14 protein-coding genes and 1 tRNA gene are annotated in these 17,460 nt (G+C 60.9%); 8 read left to right on the forward strand and 7 right to left on the reverse strand.

Annotation, left to right across the window (positions count from 1 at the left end; all coding sequences use genetic code 11):
* From MESOP_RS26365 to MESOP_RS26380, 4 genes are all read right to left on the reverse strand, one after another.
* Complete coding sequence (locus MESOP_RS26365) at positions 1 to 1,104, reverse strand: tyrosine-type recombinase/integrase (RefSeq protein WP_013896392.1); 1,104 nt, start codon at positions 1,102 to 1,104, stop codon at positions 1 to 3.
* A 243-nt stretch (positions 1,105 to 1,347) separates the two neighbouring features.
* Entirely contained in the window at positions 1,348 to 2,433 is a 1,086-nt protein-coding gene (locus tag MESOP_RS26370; protein WP_013896393.1) for a porin, read from the reverse strand.
* Positions 2,434 to 2,557: 124 nt separating this feature from the next.
* Entirely contained in the window at positions 2,558 to 2,800 is a 243-nt protein-coding gene (locus tag MESOP_RS26375; protein WP_013896394.1) for a GIY-YIG nuclease family protein, read from the reverse strand.
* Positions 2,801 to 2,977: 177 nt separating this feature from the next.
* A tRNA-Ser gene (locus MESOP_RS26380) sits at positions 2,978 to 3,068 on the reverse strand.
* 453 nt (positions 3,069 to 3,521) lie between these two features.
* On the opposite strand from MESOP_RS26380, the gene MESOP_RS26385 reads away from it, so the two are divergent.
* Positions 3,522 to 4,691 carry a porin gene (locus MESOP_RS26385; RefSeq protein ID WP_013896395.1) on the forward strand — a complete coding sequence of 390 codons (1,170 nt, stop codon included), beginning with the start codon at positions 3,522 to 3,524 and terminating at the stop codon, positions 4,689 to 4,691.
* 131 nt (positions 4,692 to 4,822) lie between these two features.
* Here MESOP_RS26385 and MESOP_RS26390 read toward each other — a convergent pair whose 3' ends face one another.
* Together MESOP_RS26390 and MESOP_RS26395 are read right to left on the reverse strand one after the other, a co-directional pair.
* Complete coding sequence (locus tag MESOP_RS26390; RefSeq protein ID WP_013896396.1) at positions 4,823 to 6,484, reverse strand: sulfotransferase; 1,662 nt, start codon at positions 6,482 to 6,484, stop codon at positions 4,823 to 4,825.
* Between the two features lie 117 nt (positions 6,485 to 6,601).
* Positions 6,602 to 8,266, reverse strand: coding sequence for a tetratricopeptide repeat-containing sulfotransferase family protein (locus MESOP_RS26395; protein WP_013896397.1), 1,665 nt, complete (start codon positions 8,264 to 8,266; stop codon positions 6,602 to 6,604).
* Between the two features lie 118 nt (positions 8,267 to 8,384).
* Here MESOP_RS26395 and MESOP_RS26400 point away from each other — a divergent pair, with 118 nt between their 5' ends.
* The 7 genes from MESOP_RS26400 to MESOP_RS26430 all read left to right on the forward strand — a co-directional run bounded on the left by MESOP_RS26400 (position 8,385) and on the right by MESOP_RS26430 (position 16,065).
* Positions 8,385 to 9,497, forward strand: a complete 1,113-nt coding sequence (locus MESOP_RS26400) for a pyridoxal phosphate-dependent aminotransferase (protein WP_013896398.1) — start codon at positions 8,385 to 8,387, stop codon at positions 9,495 to 9,497.
* Between the two features lie 362 nt (positions 9,498 to 9,859).
* Positions 9,860 to 10,141, forward strand: a complete 282-nt coding sequence (locus tag MESOP_RS36805; RefSeq protein ID WP_412033889.1) for an acylphosphatase — start codon at positions 9,860 to 9,862, stop codon at positions 10,139 to 10,141.
* A 21-nt stretch (positions 10,142 to 10,162) separates the two neighbouring features.
* Complete coding sequence (locus tag MESOP_RS26410; protein WP_013896400.1) at positions 10,163 to 10,804, forward strand: TetR/AcrR family transcriptional regulator; 642 nt, start codon at positions 10,163 to 10,165, stop codon at positions 10,802 to 10,804.
* Positions 10,773 to 11,936: an isovaleryl-CoA dehydrogenase gene (locus tag MESOP_RS26415; protein ID WP_013896401.1), complete on the forward strand. Its 1,164-nt coding sequence runs from the start codon at positions 10,773 to 10,775 to the stop codon at positions 11,934 to 11,936. Before MESOP_RS26410 ends, MESOP_RS26415 begins: the two co-directional genes overlap by 32 nt.
* Before the next feature lies 1 nt (position 11,937).
* Complete coding sequence (locus MESOP_RS26420) at positions 11,938 to 13,545, forward strand: carboxyl transferase domain-containing protein (protein WP_013896402.1); 1,608 nt, start codon at positions 11,938 to 11,940, stop codon at positions 13,543 to 13,545.
* 131 nt (positions 13,546 to 13,676) lie between these two features.
* On the forward strand, positions 13,677 to 14,051 hold the full coding sequence (locus tag MESOP_RS26425) for a hypothetical protein (protein WP_013896403.1): 375 nt from the start codon (positions 13,677 to 13,679) through the stop codon (positions 14,049 to 14,051).
* A 49-nt stretch (positions 14,052 to 14,100) separates the two neighbouring features.
* Positions 14,101 to 16,065, forward strand: coding sequence for an acetyl/propionyl/methylcrotonyl-CoA carboxylase subunit alpha (locus MESOP_RS26430; RefSeq protein WP_013896404.1), 1,965 nt, complete (start codon positions 14,101 to 14,103; stop codon positions 16,063 to 16,065).
* A 121-nt stretch (positions 16,066 to 16,186) separates the two neighbouring features.
* On the opposite strand, the gene MESOP_RS26435 is transcribed toward MESOP_RS26430, so the two are convergent.
* Complete coding sequence (locus tag MESOP_RS26435; RefSeq protein ID WP_013896405.1) at positions 16,187 to 17,308, reverse strand: branched-chain amino acid ABC transporter substrate-binding protein; 1,122 nt, start codon at positions 17,306 to 17,308, stop codon at positions 16,187 to 16,189.
* Positions 17,309 to 17,460 lie beyond the last annotated feature (152 nt).

Here is a 17,460-nt window from a genome sequence, read left to right on the forward strand (position 1 = left end):
CTACCGGGATTTTGTATTTCTTCGAGCCGCATTGGGCTGAGATTTCTCGTCCCCCGGTTCGTTCTTCTTTTCCCGCTTCAGCGGCTTTTCCCGCTTAAGTGGCTTTTCCCCCTTAAGTATTTGGGGGGCAGGTGGTGCGCTGACCGAATTGCGGTCGCCCGCCCCGTTGCACCGAGGCGTCTCCAGCACGGTAACGCAGCCGTCGAGATCGTTGGTGGCGAGATGCGCGTAACGCATGGTCATCGACAGGGTCTGATGGCCGAGCCACATCTGCACGCGCCTGATGTCGATGCCGCCCTGGACAAGTCGCGAGGCGCAGGTGTGACGCAGGATGTGCGGCACGACCTGGTCGTCGGCGCCGAGTCCGACCTCGGCTTTCGCTTCGTTCCAGATGGCACGGAACTGTGCCTGGCTGAATTTGGTGAACGGGCCTTTCGGCCGACGGCCTTCGGCCGGAGGCAGCTTGATCACCTCCTTGACCCGCTCGGTCATCGGGATGGTGCGGCTGCGGCCGGATTTGGTGATCCAGAAGGAGACGCGATGCTCCTGGATGTCGTTCCAGATCAGCCCCAGCGCCTCGCCGAGACGGCAGCCGCTATCGACCAGGAAGACGGAAAGCCTGTAGGCATCCTCGCTGCGGCTCTTGATGGCGGCGAATAGCCGCGCCTCTTCGTCCCTTTCCAGGAAACGAATACGTCCCGCCCGCTCCTTCTGGCGGCGGAACTCGGGCAGGCTGTGGATATCCCCCATCTTGTAAGCCTTGCGCAGCAGTTTGCTGAGGGCAGCCATCTTTCGATTGATGGTTGCGTTGCTGTTGCCGCGCTGGCGCAAGGTACCGACAAGGTTGTCGAGGGTACTCTGGTCAAAGGCGCTGAAACGCTCCCCGAGGAGGATCTCGTCTATCTCGCCGATGAAGGAGCTGACATTGTATTTATGTCGCCCATCATCCCACAATATGTCCCGATAGGCTGAAAACAGCTCTCCAACCCTATGCGATTTTACTTCTCTGATCTTGTTGTATGTATAATTGAATTTCGAATTTTGAGAAGAAAAGACCGCAAAATGATCAGAGGGATATCCCTCTTGAATCGCCTCGTTTGTCATTGTTAACCACACCCCCCGGAAGTGGCCAGGAGACACCTAGCCTACTTGAGAGTGTCCTTTCAAGAGTTTTTGTCCGACAAAACGACTTCATCCGCGAATTGCGAATCCCACGAAATCGTTCCACAGACCCTGTTCAGCTACCGTTACCCCCCGTTCCTTCTGTTTCCCAAACCCCAGTCACGAAACAAAACAGCCCGGGCGTTGAAGCGCCCGGGCTGGATCTCACCTTTATGGTACCAGCCCTTAGAAGTCGCGCTGGAAGCGGAGCATACCGCCGAAGCCGTCGCTGCTGACGGCGCGATAGTCGCTGGTGGCCTTGTTGACGTAATCAACTTCGCCGATGATCGCGAAACCGGGCACGATATTGTAAGCGATATTCGCGGCGACGCCCAGGCTCTTGCCTTCATCATAGGAGACCTGCGCATTGAACGAGGTCTTCTCGTTGAACTTGTAGGTACCGCCGCCGAAGACGGCCCAGTTGCCTTCCCAGTTCTTGAAGGAATTGTGGATGACGTTGCTCTCCGAGCCGTAGTTGACCATGGCCCACAGCGACAGGGCGTCGGAGGCGTTCACGTCCACGCGAACCTTGCCGCCCCACTCTTCCCACACGCTGTCATAAACACCGGTCGCGCTGATCGAACCCCAGCCCTGCGTGTATTTCACGCCGCCGACGATGTGCGGAACATAGCTGTCGACCGTGTTGGCGCCGGCACCATCTTCGAGCGACACAACAGCCGAGAAGCCGTTGCCGGCATCGAAATAGTACTGGACCACGCCGGTATCGAAGTCGCCGCCATAACCGACGAGCGAGTCGTCGATGACGTTGCCGGCGTAGCCGCTGAACGTCACCCAGGCGGACTCGTCCTTACCAACGCGGAAACCGCCGAGCTGAATCCAAGCAAAGTTCAGAGAGACGCCCCTGCCGGCAGCGACAGCGTAGTTGCCGCCTTCACGCTGGGTTTCCCAGTTGAAGCGGGTTTCGGTGTAGGTCTTCAAGGTGCCGAGTTCGGTTTCCTGGCCGGTCCAGGTCTTCAGCGCGAAGCGGGCGTGCTTGTAGAAGGTATCGTTGAGCGAACCAGGATCCGAGCGATCGTTGACGTCCGTAAGGCCGTTAACGTCGCCAGCGCCGATGTCGTAGCGGATATAGCCGCCGATGCGCAGGCAGGTCTCGGTGCCGGGGATGTAGAAGTAGCCAGCGCCGTAGACGTCGCAAATCTTGACGTATTCAGCGGGTTCCGGCTCGGCGACGACGACGGCGTCGGCGGCGCGCGCACCGGAAACTGCGATCAGGGCCGCAGCGGAGCCGAGAAGAAGGCTCTTGATGTTCATTTTCTGACCTCCAGTCAGAATCGAACGAAATGACAGCTTTGACAAGCCGTGCTTTTTCCTTAAATCATTGTGTTTGCACAGGTTTTCTGGAAAATCTCTTGGATTTCACCAAGAATGCGAGTCTTCACCACAGACGTTTGTTGGCGAAAGCGTGCCCTGATCCCGATTTGAGATAGCGCTCGAATGAGACCGCCTTTGCTTGATTCGAGAAGGCGACATAGGTCACGATCCGCCATGGCAGAAACTTGGATGTGTGGCTGGATTTCCCGGCATTGTGCTCAGCAACTCGCCGCTTCAGGTCGGCAGTCACGCCAATATAGCGTTCGCCTCCCACAGCCATGCTTTCCAGTAGATATACATACCACACAAACCGCCCTCCCTAGCCAAGCAAGGGCATCTTGGCTCGTGACGAGTGGACTGCCAACCTTGTTTTTTACAAGGATTCTCAGAGACTTGCCGCCCTCCTTCGCCAAGGCTTCGGAGGGCATCCTGCTTCGGGGGAAGGTCTGGGCTTGTCCTGCGAAGCTCGAAGAGCGAAGCAGGATGGCGGAGAGGATGGGATTCGAACCCACGAGAAGCTTTTGACCTCTACTCCCTTAGCAGGGGAGCGCCTTCGACCACTCGGCCACCTCTCCGTTGCGCCGCAGATAAAGAAAAGCGCCGCCACAATCAACAAGCCCGCATCATTATATGGAAAAATAAGATGGCGCCGGAAATCGCGGGTTTCCCCCAGCTGCGGCGGTTCTGCGGCAAATCCCAGGCTGGCGACTCCAGGCCTTGCCATGATTCCGTCGGCCGATTGCCGGATTCGGCTGGAAACAAGCGGTTGCGGCGGGCCTGAAGGTTAACGAGAGCTTTCTGAGTGAGGCCAAATCGTGTCATTTGTGCAACAACGCTGGGGGATAGCAGCCGAACAGACCTTTCGCCGGTACGATCGTGGTTGAACGCCGCCGGCTCATGGGTAATGTCGAATTCGAAGGAGCGGCGCGGTGCGCATCTTTTTCGGTAGTGGGGATGGGGCAGGGAACGCTGTCCTTCAGCAAAGAATACCCAGACCCGTTTTTTAACTTTTGACTGGAGGTCAGAAAATGAACATCAAGAGCCTTCTTCTCGGCTCCGCTGCGGCCCTGATCGCAGTTTCCGGTGCGCGCGCCGCCGACGCCGTCGTCGTCGCCGAGCCGGAACCCGCTGAATACGTCAAGATCTGCGACGTCTACGGCGCTGGCTACTTCTACATCCCCGGCACCGAGACCTGCCTGCGCATCGGCGGCTATCTCCGCTACGACATCGGCGTTGGCGATCACGGTGCGTTCGGTGGCGCCCAGAACGTTCCGGACCACCTGAACGCTGGCGATACCAACGACACCTACTGGAAGAACGCCCGCTTCACGCTGAAGACCTGGACCGGCCAGGAAACCGAGCTCGGCACGTTGAAGACCTACACCGAAACCCGCTTCAACTTCGGCAACAACTACGGCGACTATTCCAACCAGGCTACGACCAACGACGACCGCAACAACTGGCAGGGTCGCAACAAGGGCGTTTCGCTGAACTTCGCCTGGATCCAGCTCGGTGGCCTGCGCGTCGGTAAGGACGAATCGGCTTTCGATACGTTCATCGGCTACGCCGGTAATGTCATCGAAGATACGATCGTCCCCTACGGCAATTTCGACACCAACGTCGTGCAGTACTACTTCGATGCCGGCAACGGCTTCTCGGCCGTGGTCTCGCTCGAAGAAGGCTCGGGCATCGATACGATCGACAGCTACGTTCCGCATGTCGTCGGCGGTCTGAAGTGGACCCAGGGTTGGGGCGCGCTCACCGGCGTCATTTCCTATGACAGCAACTATGAAGAAGTTGCCGGCAAGGTTCGTTTGGACGTCAACGTCAACGAAGCACTGGCGCTTTGGATCATGGCCGGCTACGGCACCGACGACAACCTCAGCGATCCTACTGTGGCGATCCCTGCTGGCGGCCGCGGCTTCTACAAGCAGTGGGGCGGCAACTGGGCAGTATGGGGCGGTGGCACCTACAAGTTCAACGAGAAGACCTCGTTCAACCTGCAGGCGTCCTATGACGACTGGAAGAACCTCGGCATCGCGGCGAACGTCGCCTACACCGTTGTTCCCGGCTTCACGGTCACGGCCGAAGTCGACTACCAGAACGTTGGCGGTGCTGACGACCTGTCGCAGGGCTGGGTTGGCGCGACCAAGAAGAGCAACGTCGCCGGCATCCTCCGCTTCCAGCGCGACTTCTAATCAATTTCGCCTTGTCGAAATCGAAACCCGGCGGGCAACCGCCGGGTTTTTTCGTCGGTCCGATTGCAACGATCGCAGAGCTCTGTTCGTCCTCGCTCGAGGGAAGCCCGCGTGAGTGACTGGGAAACCGCCTACTCTTCAGTCAGATCGCCCAAGGCATCTATCAACGGCCCAAGTCTGCTTTCGTAGCTTTTCCAACGCTTGACGGATGATTTGTAGATCGGTTGACGAACCTGCCAACGGCTGATCGTTCTGACGGGACCAGCCTTTTCGAAGAAGCGAAGACAGGCATCGTTCCACGCCAGACCAAGGTGCTCCACAAGACGGCGCGACTGCCCTTCCTGGTCAAAGATAAGGTCTTCGTAGCGATTCTCAAAAATGCGCCCAGGAAGAACCGCCTTCCAATGGCGCATAAGCCGATCATATTCGCGATAATAGAGCCCAAGCTGGGCAAGGTCCGAAGTATACTGATGCGCCTTGTTAAGGTTTGAGATGAAGCAAGAAAAACAATTGTCAATCGGATCGCGCCTGCAATGAACGATCCGGGCGTTTGGAAAAAGAAGGCCGATAAGGCCGATACTCTCGAAATTATGTGGCATCTTGTCGACGATGCGCGACGCTGCCGGCGCATAGAGATACAAGTCGGATAGATATTCTCTGGCGAGCGCCATGGATTGCTGTTTCGTCATGGACGCGACCGGCTGGCCGAATGCGCGTCCCGGCCGCAATTTGAGACCGTTGGCCACCGCGATTCGCGGCAGCTTGGTGAGTTCCCCCGCGCCGTGAACATCGGGATGGCTGGAGCAGATCTGCTCGGTCAGTGTTGTGCCCGAGCGCGGCATTCCCAGCACGAATACCGGTGTTTCGGATGGGTCGCCATATCCTGCCCTCGCCGCAAAGAACTCCGGATTGAACAGTTTGATCGTCGCATCGACCTTCCGACGATAGGATTCGATGTCAAAACTGTAACCCTTGTTCGCAGTGGCCCTGAGAAAATGATCCATGGCTTCGTCGTGACGACCAAGATCGTCCAGGATCTTGCCCGCGGCCATGTGAAGCTCATAGGGTTCTTCGGCCGGATTCGTCGTTTTTCCAAGTTCGTCCAGAATGGATTTGAGTTCGGGCGGCTCGGTGGAAAATTTTCGAACCGCCACAAGGGTCTTGTAGGATGAAGGCACGCTTATACGCCTGGCGATGTTCTCGTTCAGACAGACCGTGGCTTCGTCCATGCGCCCGAGGTCAACGAGAGCATTCGCAATGTCCATTCGGGCCACGGCGTTGTCCGGGTCTATCTCAAGCGCTTTCTGATAGAGCGGCAAAGCCATGTCCGCCTTGCTGGACGCCGCATAAGCGTCGCCAAGCCCGCGCAGTGCCTCCACAAAATCCGGCTTCAGCTCGCAAGCGCGTTGCAAATGACGAGCCGCGAGCGGGTAGTCGCCGATCTTTAGACAGGCTTCGCCCAGACTGAGCTGATAGTGTGGATTGTTGGGCTCCCTCGCTGCCGCGCGCGCGAAATACTTGATCGCCAACTCGTCATCGAAACCGAGCCCTAGTGTGCCGAGAATGTAGAGGGCAAGCGCGTGGTCGGGCGAGCGCGCCAGGACACGGTGGCAAAGCTCTTCGGCCTCCGGAAAGCGCTTGGCCTTTTGAAGTTCCAATGCCTGTTTCAGCAACATATCGTCGGTCGGCCCACGCGAAGCTCCATGCTTCGGTGGTTGGGGCAAAGATCCGATCTTTTGCGCTGGCTGCTTCTTGAGATGTTTGGACCAGGCGGGCGGCAATCGCGAGTTCATCGTTCCTCGCTAGCAAAAACCGCCCGCGGAAGCCAGCACAGGATAAACCGTCGAGCTGATGCGGGAACACCCGCTGGCGTGCCAATCCTGGCAGCGGTCCGGTGGAGGCTGGCCGGATCAGGACTCGGCCAGATCATCCAGGGCTTCGATCAGTGGCTCGATCGCGCTGCCATAGTTCTTCCAGCGACTGACGGACGAGGTGTATATCGGTTGCCGAACCTGCCAACGGCTGAACGTGTTCACCGCACCGCCCTTGTCGAAGAATCGCAAGCAGGCATCGTCCCAGGGCAGACCCAGATGGTCTATCAAGCGGCGCGATTGCCCTTCCTGGTCGGAGACCATGTCCTCATAGCGGTTCTGCAGGATTTGCCCCGGAAAAACTTCGTCCCAATGACGCATGAGCCGGTCGTACTCACGATAGTACAGTCCGAGCGTGCGGAGATCGGCTGTATAGGTGTTGTCCTCGTTGAAACCCAGGAAATAGCACGAGAGGCAATTGTCGATAGCATCACGACGGCAGTGAACGATGCGCGCCTTGGGGAAAAGGAGCCTTATAAGGCCGATAAGCTCAAAATTATGGGGCAATTTGTCGATGATTCGTCGAGCATCCGGCGATCGTTGCCTGATGTGGGCCAGATATTCTTCGGCCAGGGACTTCGACTGATCGACCGTCATGTTCAGGATCGATCTGCGCAGTTCTTCGGACGAGCGCGTTTTCGGCGCAAGCCTGTTGGTGATGCGCCGGAGCTTTGTCAGCTCACCGGCGCCGTGGACATCGGGATGGCTCGCGCAGATCTGCTCGGTCAAAGTGGTGCCCGAACGCGGCATGCCAAGCACGAAGACAGGCACTTCCGAAGCGCTTCCATGCCCTGCCCTGGCGGCCAACATCCCAGGGCTGAACAATTCGATCATGAAATCGATGCTGCGGCGGTAGGCCTCCATGTCAAAGCGGCGGGCCGAGCGTTTTGCCTCACGGAAATGGTCCATCGCCTCGTCATGGCGCCTGATATCGTTGAGCACCTTGCCCGCCGCATAATGGAGCTTCTTGACGCTGTTCTCATCAAGCGCCGGATTTTTCAGCTCAGCCAGAATGGATTTGAATTCTGCCGGCTCGTCCGTGAATTTCCGGATGCTGACCAGGCCGTTGTAAGCAGACGCAATATCCTGGCGATGGCCGATCGCCTCCTTCATATAATCTGTCGCCTCCTCCATCCGGCCAAGACTGACCAGCGCATTGGCCAACCCCATTCGGATGGCGGAATGGCCGCTGTCGATTTCGAGCGCTTTCTCATAGCGTGGCACTGCCATATCGGCCTTGCCGAATTCGGTGTAGGCGCGGCCCAATGCGCAAAGCGCCTCGACCCAATCAGCCTTCAGTTCGCAAGCCAACTCAAAATGCCTGATTGCGTCCGAATGCTCGCCGACCTTCAAATGGGCTTCACCTAACGTCAGCTGATAATGCGGATTTCGAGGTGCTTCGTTGACCGCACGCTCGAAGCATCGAATGGCCATCTCGTCGTCCAGACCGAGCGCGAAGGTTCCCAGTATGTACAAGGCAAGAGGATGCCGCGGGCTATGGGCCAGGACGCGCTGACACAGTGCCTCGGCCTCAAGCAACCGGTTTGCTTGATGAAGCTCTACCGCCTGCCTGAGCAGCGCGTCGTCGGCCTGTGCCCGCGATAGCTGGTTCGCCTTTGGCTGTGCGATTTTCGGGTGCGGGATTTTCGAGCCGGACGGAGCTTTCAGGTGCTTGGACCAAGCGGGCGGCAGACGATTGTTCATCTTGCCTCGCTAGCAAAAACAGTCGCAAGAATCCAGCACGACAACCTGGGCCTGCACAGCTTGCGCCAACCATCCGCTCACGCTAGCAAGAAGTTCCCCTTCCATGCGAGCTTCCGTCATGCGCCAGCGCCCTCCCCTCACACCGCTCATCGCAGCGCTTCCTTCGACTGTGCCGTTTGTCGGCCCCGAAGCGCAGGAGCGCGAGCGCGGGCGGGCTTTCCGTGCCCGCATCGGCGCCAATGAGAGCAGTTTTGGGCCGTCGCCGCGTGTCATAGCCCGCATGGCCGAAATCGCCCGCGACATGTGGATGTATTGCGACCCGGACAATTACGATCTCAAGGTTGCAGTCGCCGCGCATCACGACGTGGCGGTCGAGAATGTCGTTGTCGGCGAAGGCATAGACGGCCTGCTCAGCCTGGTGGCGCGCATGTATGTGGCGCCAGGCGATGCGGTGGTCACCTCGCTCGGCGCCTATCCGACCTTCAACTTCCATGTCGCCGGCGTTGGCGGGCGGCTGGTGACCGTCCCTTACGAGAACGACCACGAAAGCCTGGGCGGCCTGCTTTCGGCTGTCGTCAAGGAAAGGGCGCCGCTGGTCTATCTGTCCAACCCGGACAATCCGATGGGCACCTGGTGGGAGGCGGGCGAAATCATCCGCTTCATCGAGGCGCTGCCTGAAACCACCATGCTGGTGCTCGACGAGGCCTATGGCGAATTGGGGCCGGCATCGGCCCTGCCGCCGATCGATATTTCCCGGCCGAACGTCATCCGCATGCGCACCTTTTCAAAGGCTTACGGGCTCGCCGGAATACGTTGCGGCTATGCGGTGGCGGAGACGCAAGTGATCCGCGACTTCGAAAAGATCCGTAACCATTACGGTGTCAGCCGCATGGCGCAGATCGCCGGTGTCGAGGCGCTTGCCGACCAGGCCTATCTCGAGACAGTGGTGGCGCGGGTGGCTGCCGGGCGCCGGCGCATCACGGCGATCGCCGAACAGAGCGGGCTGAAGCCGTTGGCTTCGGCGACCAATTTCGTCACCATCGACTGTGGCCATGACGCCAATTTCGCGCTGAAAGTGCTGCAAGGGTTGTTGTCGCGCGACGTGTTCATCCGCAAGCCGATGGCGCCACGGCTGGACCGCTGCATCCGCGTCAGCGTCGGGCTCGACCACGAGCTCGACATTTTCGCCGAGGAGCTGCCCGGCGCATTGGCCGCGGCACGGGGGAATTAGGGCGGGTACCGGCGACATCCTGGACATTTGCGAAGGCCGAGGTGGCGGCCAATCTCCCTTGTGGCTACGCTATGCGCACATCTTCTGTGACTGGCGTGACTGATCGGGCTTCGGCTTGACTGCCACGTGGTTCCCCCAATCCGTCGCTGCTTCGCAGCGCCACCTTTCCCCCCTCCGGAGGGAAAGGAAGGGAGCGTTGCTGGACGCGCGTTGACGGCAAGAAGCTTGGCGCCTTTCCTCTACCCCGTCGATCGGGGGAGAGGTGGCTCGGCGAAGCCGAGACGGAGTGGGGGTCGACCAGCGCTACATTAGACAATGCATGCGCCAAGCTGCCATGCAAGCTATCGCCAAAGACCAGCCGCTTGGGAATGTGTCTTGGGCTGACGGGCTGGGTGCGCAACGAGCGCGACGGCTCGGTCACCGCGCTGATTGCCGGTGCCGATGCCGCGGTCGACCCCATGATAGAGCGGCTTTGGCAAGGGCCGCGGGGCGCGCTGGTCTCGGCGGTCGAGGTCGAGGAGGCGACGGACGACGCGCCGGCAGACTCAGGATTATCGCTTAGCGCCATTCCTCGCCCCCAAGGCAGCGGGGCGAGGAACAACGTATCCAGAGCACTTGAATTAATTGAACGTTCGTTTTATTAATGCCGCTTCAATGAGGCGACCATGGCGCGCACCACAGGATCCGATGGCGAAAAGACCGAGGCGGCTGTCCGCCAGGCAGCGGTCAGCCTGATTGCGCGCTATGGCTACGAGGCGATGTCCATGCGCCAGTTGGCGGCGGAAGTCGGCGTGCAGGCCGCCGCGCTCTACCGCTATTTCCCGACCAAGGAAGACCTGCTGTTCACGCTGATGCGCGAGCACATGGAAGGGCTTCGCGGGGCTTGGGAACAGGCCAGGCCAGTCGGCGCCGATCCAGCGGAACAGCTTGCGGCCTATGTGCGCAACCACATCGCTTTCCATATCGAGCGACGGCACGCCACGCATGTATCGAACATGGAATTGCGCAGCCTTTCGCCCGACAGGCTGACGCAGATTCTGCGCATGCGCACGGCCTATGAAAAGGAATTGCGCTCGATCCTGCGTGACGGCGCGGAGGCAGGCGCCTTCAGCGTCGATGACACCGGACTGACGGCGATGGCGCTGATCCAAATGATGACCGGTGTCATCGTCTGGTTTCGCCCGGGCGAGCGGCTGTCGATCGCTGAAGTGACGGCGACATATCTTTCGATGACAATGCGGCTGGTTGGCGCGACAACTACCGGGGAGGAACGGCATGTATACGAACACGCTCAGCTTCGGGCATGACGAAGACATCGAGGCGTTGCGCGACCTGGTGCGGCGCTTCGCCCAGGACAAGATCGCGCCGATCGCCGGCGACATCGATCGCCAGAACGAATTTCCGGCGCATCTGTGGCGCGAGTTCGGCGCGCTCGGCCTGCTCGGCATAACAGCCGATCCGGATTTCGGCGGCAGCGGCATGGGTTATCTCGCCCATGTGATCGCAGTGGAGGAGATTTCGCGCGCCTCGGCGTCGGTCGGCCTCTCCTACGGCGCTCATTCCAATCTTTGCGTCAACCAGATCAACCGCTGGGCAACGCCGGCGCAGAAGGAAAAATTCCTGCCGCCGCTGTGCTCGGGCGAGCGTGTCGGCGCGCTCGCCATGTCGGAATCCGGCGCAGGCTCCGACGTCGTCTCGCTCAAGCTGCGCGCCGAAAAGCGCAATGACCGCTATGTGCTCAACGGCACCAAGATGTGGATTACCAACGGCCCGGATGCCGAAACGCTGGTCGTCTATGCCAAGACCGATCCGGAGCGGAAATCGCGCGGCATCACCGCCTTCATCGTCGAGAAGGCGATGGCCGGGTTCTCCGTGGCGCAAAAGCTGGACAAGCTCGGCATGCGCGGCTCCAACACCGGCGAGCTCGTGTTCGAGGATGTCGAAGTGCCCTTCGACAATGTGCTGCACGAAGAAGGGCGCGGCGTCGAGGTGCTGATGTCGGGCCTCGACTATGAGCGTACCGTGCTCGCCGGCGGTCCGATCGGCCTGATGGCGGCATGCCTCGACGTGGCGATCCCCTATGTGCACGAGCGCAAGCAGTTCGGCCAGGCGATCGGCGAATTCCAGCTGGTGCAAGGCAAGTTGGCCGACATGTACACGACGATGAATGCCGCGCGCGCCTACGTCTATGCCGTCGCCGCCGCTTGCGATCGCGGCCAGACGACGCGCAAGGATGCCGCCGGCTGCGTGCTGTTCGCCGCCGAGAAGGCGACGCAGATGGCGCTCGATGCGCTGCAGCTGCTTGGCGGCAACGGCTATATCAACGACTATCCGACTGGGCGTCTGCTGCGCGATGCCAAGCTCTACGAGATCGGCGCCGGCACCAGCGAAATCCGCCGCTGGCTGATCGGCCGCGAGATCATGGCCGAGGGGGTGTAGCATGGCCGTTCTCCGAACCCAGATCTCCCCCTCCTCCGAGACCTTCCGTGCCAATGCCGAGCGCATGCGGGCGCTGGTCGCCGACATTGCGGAGAAGGCGGCTAGCGTCGAGCGCGGCGGCTCCGAGGAGGCCCGTGAACGCCACGTCTCGCGTGGCAAGCTGTTGCCGCGCGAGCGCCTCGCGCAATTGCTGGATTTCGGCTCGCCCTTCCTCGAGATCGGCCAGTTCGCGGCGTGGTCGATGTATGGCGAGGAGATTTCGGCGGCCGGCTTGATCGCCGGCGTCGGCCGCGTCGAAGGCACCGAGGTCATGGTCGTCGTCAACGATGCCACCGTGAAAGGCGGCACCTACTACCCGCTGACGGTGAAGAAGCATCTGCGCGCGCAGGAGATCGCGCTGCAGAACAATCTGCCTTGCGTCTATCTGGTCGACAGCGGCGGCGCCAACCTGCCCAACCAGGACGAGGTGTTTCCCGACCGGGAACATTTCGGCCGCATCTTCTACAACCAGGCCAACATGTCGGCGGCCGGCATTCCGCAGATAGCCTGCGTCATGGGTTCCTGCACGGCGGGCGGTGCCTATGTGCCGGCGATGTCGGACGAGACGATCATGGTGCGCAACCAGGCGACCATCTTCCTCGGCGGCCCGCCGCTGGTGAAGGCGGCCACCGGCGAGGACGTCAGTGCCGAAGATCTGGGCGGCGCGGACGTGCACACGCGGCTTTCCGGCGTCGCCGACCATTATGCGATGGACGACGAGCATGCCCTGGCCATTTGCCGGCGCATCGTCAAGAACCTGAATCGAAACAAGACTGTAAGCCTGACCTCTAGGAAAGCTCATCCGCCGCTTCATCCGGCGGATGAACTCTACGGCATCGTACCGACCGATCTGCGCCAGCCCTATGATGTGCGCGAGGTGATCGCGCGCATCGTCGACGGCTCCGAATTCGATGAGTTCAAACAGAATTACGGCACCACGCTTGTCACCGGCTTTGCCCATCTCCATGGCATGCCGGTCGGCATCATCGCCAACAATGGCGTGCTGTTTTCCGAGAGCGCGCTGAAGGGCGCGCACTTCATCGAGCTGTGCTGCCAGCGCGGGATACCCCTGGTTTTCCTGCAGAACATCACCGGCTTCATGGTCGGGCGAAAATACGAGGCCGGCGGCATCGCCAAGGACGGCGCCAAGCTGGTGATGGCGGTTGCCACCGCCAAGGTGCCGAAGGTGACCATGATCATCGGCGGCTCGTTCGGCGCCGGCAATTACGGCATGTGCGGTCGCGCCTATTCGCCACGCTTCCTGTGGATGTGGCCGAATGCCCGCATCTCGGTGATGGGCGGCGAACAGGCGGCAACGGTGCTTGCCATGGTCAAGCGCGAAGGCATCGAACGCAAGGGCGGCGAGTGGAGCGCCGAGGAGGAGGCGAAGTTCAAGAAGCCGATCCTGATGAAATACGAGCATGAGGGGCACCCGCTCTACTCGTCCGCGCGGCTCTGGGATGACGGCATCATCGACCCGGCAAAGACGCGCGAGGTGCTGGCGCTCAGCCTGTCCGCGGCACTCAATGCGGAGATCGAGGAAACCCGCTTCGGCGTGTTCAGGATGTGAGATGAACGATATCGGCGTGGTCATCCATCCCATCACGAAATTGCGAGCCTTCGCCGCAGAGCTAGTGATGGCAGGAAATATTCGCTATTGCTTGTGCTTGCGCTGCACTACGCAATGGGAATGGGCTAAAAATGAAACCGAAATACCTACAGAATGCATCCGCATCAATACTTTCAGTAATTCTTTTGCTCGCGGCATCCAGCGTGAGTATCGCCGTGTCGCTTTCGGGAAGCGAAGGAGACAAGCGTTTTCCGCCAACTCTGCCCTACACGCAGAAGGCACCATGCACCAAGGCTTACAAGGCCTATATTGCGGCGGGCGGCCATTCGGCCTACGCCACCACGCCTTATACACGGGTGAGATCGCTGTATATCATCTGCGGCGCAAAGCTGAACGCTCCCTCTCAGAAAGTGGCCGAGGATCTGGCGATGAAATCCTGCGAGGGTACGGTCGCCCGCCACAGGGTGACGACGGGCGGCGCCTGCGAGATCGCTGCTTCGAAATAGCCGGGCATCTGCCGAACCAGCGCCGCCCGAGGCAAAACCGGGAGGCTCCATGTTCGCCAAGATCCTGATCGCCAATCGGGGCGAGATCGCCTGCCGCGTCATCCGCACGGCGCGCAAGCTGGGCGTGCACACTGTTGCCGTCTATTCGGATGCCGACGCGAAGTCGCTGCATGTCGAGATGGCCGACGAGGCGGTGCATATCGGCTCCTCGCCGGTCGGCGAGAGCTATCTGCGCGGCGACCGGATCGTCGCGGCGGCCCTGGCCACAGGGGCACAGGCCATCCATCCCGGCTATGGTTTCCTGTCGGAAAACCCTGATTTCGTCGACCAGGTGGTGGCGGCAGGGCTCATCTTCATCGGCCCGTCGGCCGCCTCGATCCGTGCCATGGGGCTCAAGGACGCCGCCAAGCGGCTGATGGAGAAGGCCGGCGTTCCGGTCGTTCCGGGCTACCATGGCGAGGCACAGGAGATCGTGCTGCTCGCCTCCAAGGCACGCGAAATCGGCTATCCCGTGCTGATCAAGGCGCGCGCCGGCGGTGGTGGCAAGGGCATGCGCCGGGTCGAACATCCAGATGATTTCTCCGAGGCTCTATCCAGCGCCCGGCGCGAGGCAAAGGCCGCTTTCGGCGACGACCGCGTGCTGGTCGAGAAATATGTCGACAAGCCACGGCACATCGAAGTGCAGGTGTTCGGCGACAATTTCGGCAACGCCGTGCATCTTTACGAACGCGACTGCTCGGCGCAGCGCCGCCACCAGAAAGTGATCGAGGAAGCCCCTGCCCCCGGCATGACGCCGGCATTGCGCAAGGCCATGACCGACGCCGCTGTAAAGGCCGCCAAGGCGATCAGCTATTCCGGCGCCGGCACCATCGAATTCATCGTCGACGCCTCGCAAGGCCTGCAAGCCGACCGCTTCTGGTTCATGGAAATGAACACGCGCCTGCAGGTCGAGCATCCGGTCACCGAGATGGTCACGGGCACCGATCTGGTCGAATGGCAGCTGCGCGTCGCCAGCGGCGAAAAGCTGCCGAAGACGCAGAGCGAGATCGCGCTTGCCGGCCATGCTTTCGAAGCGCGCATCTATGCGGAGGATGCGGCCAAGGGATTCCTGCCGGCAACCGGCACGCTGCATCATCTGAAATTTCCTGAAGCAGCCGCCGAAGGGGCCACGATGCGTATCGAGACCGGCGTGCGAGCCGGCGATGCCATCTCGCCTTATTACGATCCGATGATCGCCAAGCTTGTCGTCCATGCGAAGGACAGGCAGGCAGCGCTGGAGGCGCTCCGTACGGCGTTGTCGCAAACCGAAATTGCCGGTTCCACCGTCAACACCGCCTTTCTTGCAGCTCTGGCGGCCGATCCGGATTTTTGCGCCGGAGACGTCGACACCGGCTTGATCGGCAGACATCAGGTCGTGCTGACCGAGGTCGCGCCGCCAAGCGGCGAAATCATCTCGGCAGCCGCCCTCGCCGCCTCCGGCGCGGCAGCATCGCCGCGTTCGGACGACCCATGGTCGTCGCTTGCCGGCTATGCGCATTTCCACGGCGTGGCGCGGCGTATGCGGCTGAAGTTCGGCGAGGACGACATTGTGGCAAAGGTTTCGGTGCGGCCGGACGGGCGCTTCCAGGTCGCGCTCGATGCACCCTATGACAGCACCAATGCGCATGATTTCCGCGCCGTTCCGCGCCTCGCCCGCTGGCCTGGCCACGTCACGGTGTTCGAAGGCGCCGTCGGCTATACATTCGCGGTGCCGGACCCCTTGGCCAGGAGCGATGACGCCGCTGCCGCCTCCGGCAGCCTGCGCGCGCCTATGCCGGGGCTGGTCAAGCTTGTGCGCGTGGCCAAGGGCGATGCGGTGATCAAGGGCCAGCCGCTGCTGATCCTCGAAGCGATGAAGATGGAGCACACCATCACCGCGCCGCATGACGGGCTGATCGCCGAGATCGCCACCGAAGGATCGCAGGTCACCGACGGTACCGTGCTGGTGCGGTTCGTGGAGGATGGTCGGGGCTAAGGCCCGGTTGCTGGATGACCGAAATAGCTATGTCGTCGGGACAGAGGGGGCGCCGTAGAGTGCCGACCAAACGAAAATGGCCGGGCAAACCCGGCCATTTCCAACAGCGAAATGATAGCGATTATTGCGCGATTGGCGCGTATTTGCCGTCATGCCACTGGTTGATGTCGTAGCTGGCATTCTTGAGGTCGCCCTTCTCGTCGAAGGTGACATCGCCGACAACGGTGCTGATCGGCGTGCCGTTCTTCAGGGCTTCGGCAACCTTGGCCGGATCGTCGCTGCCGGCGCGCTTGATGCCTTCGGCGAACGCCTGGACCACGGCGTATGAGAACAGCGTGAAGCCCTCGGGCACGAAACCGCCGGCCTTGATCTTCTCGACCGCTGCCTTGGCTTCCGGCTTTGCCTGCGGATCCGACGGGAACACGAACATGGTGCCCTCGCCGGCCGGGCCGGCAACCTGCCAGAATTCCGGCGAGGCAATGGAGTCCGGCATGATCAGCTGGAACTTCAGGTTCTGTTCGGCCGACTGACGCAGGATCAGGCCGGCTTCAGGATGATAGCCGCCGAAATAGACGACGTCGGCCTTCAGATCCTTGAGCTTGGTGACAAGGGCCGAATAGTCCTTCTCACCGGGATTGATGGCGTCATAGTAGACTTCCTTGAGGCCGCCGGTGTTCATGGTTGCCCTGACGGCGTCGGCAACGCCCTGACCATAGGCGCTCTTGTCGTGCAGGATGACGACGTTCTTGCCGGCATACTTCTTGGCGATCCATGGGCCAATGAAGGCGCCCTGCGCGTCGTCACGCGTATAGAGGCGCATGATCGTCGGCCAGCCGGCCTTGGCCGCGGCGTCTGTCAACACCGGGTTCGAGGAGGCCGGGCTCATCATCAGGAAGCCGGCTTCGGCATAGACGGCCGAGGCCGGAATGCTCGAGCCCGAGCAGGCATGGCCATCGATGAACTTGACGCCATTGGCCACGATGCGGTTGGCGACCGACACGGCCTGCTTGGGATCGCATTGGTCGTCCTCGATGTCGAGCTTGATCATCGAGCCGTTGACACCGCCCGCGGCGTTGATGGCATCGGCGGCGGCCTGTGCGCCCTGCTTGAACTGATCGCCGATGGTGGCGAGCTGACCGGTCATCGGGCCGACCACCGAAACGGTGATGTCGTCGGCGAACGCGACCGGCGCGCTCATCATCAGGCCGAAAATGGCCGCGCTCAAAATACTCATTTTTTTCATGGTGATACAACTCCTCCACTCACGCACGGCCGCCCGGCCGCGCTTCTTCCAGAGAGGCCGGACAATTTCATCCTTCATTGGGCCTGTCTAGGCGCATTGGCGCCGCTCGATTGGGCCTGGGGTCCCTCATCCACGCAAAAAAGCCACGCCAG

The sequence above is a fragment of the Mesorhizobium opportunistum WSM2075 genome (assembly GCF_000176035.2).
In the GTDB taxonomy this organism is placed as follows: domain Bacteria; phylum Pseudomonadota; class Alphaproteobacteria; order Rhizobiales; family Rhizobiaceae; genus Mesorhizobium; species Mesorhizobium opportunistum.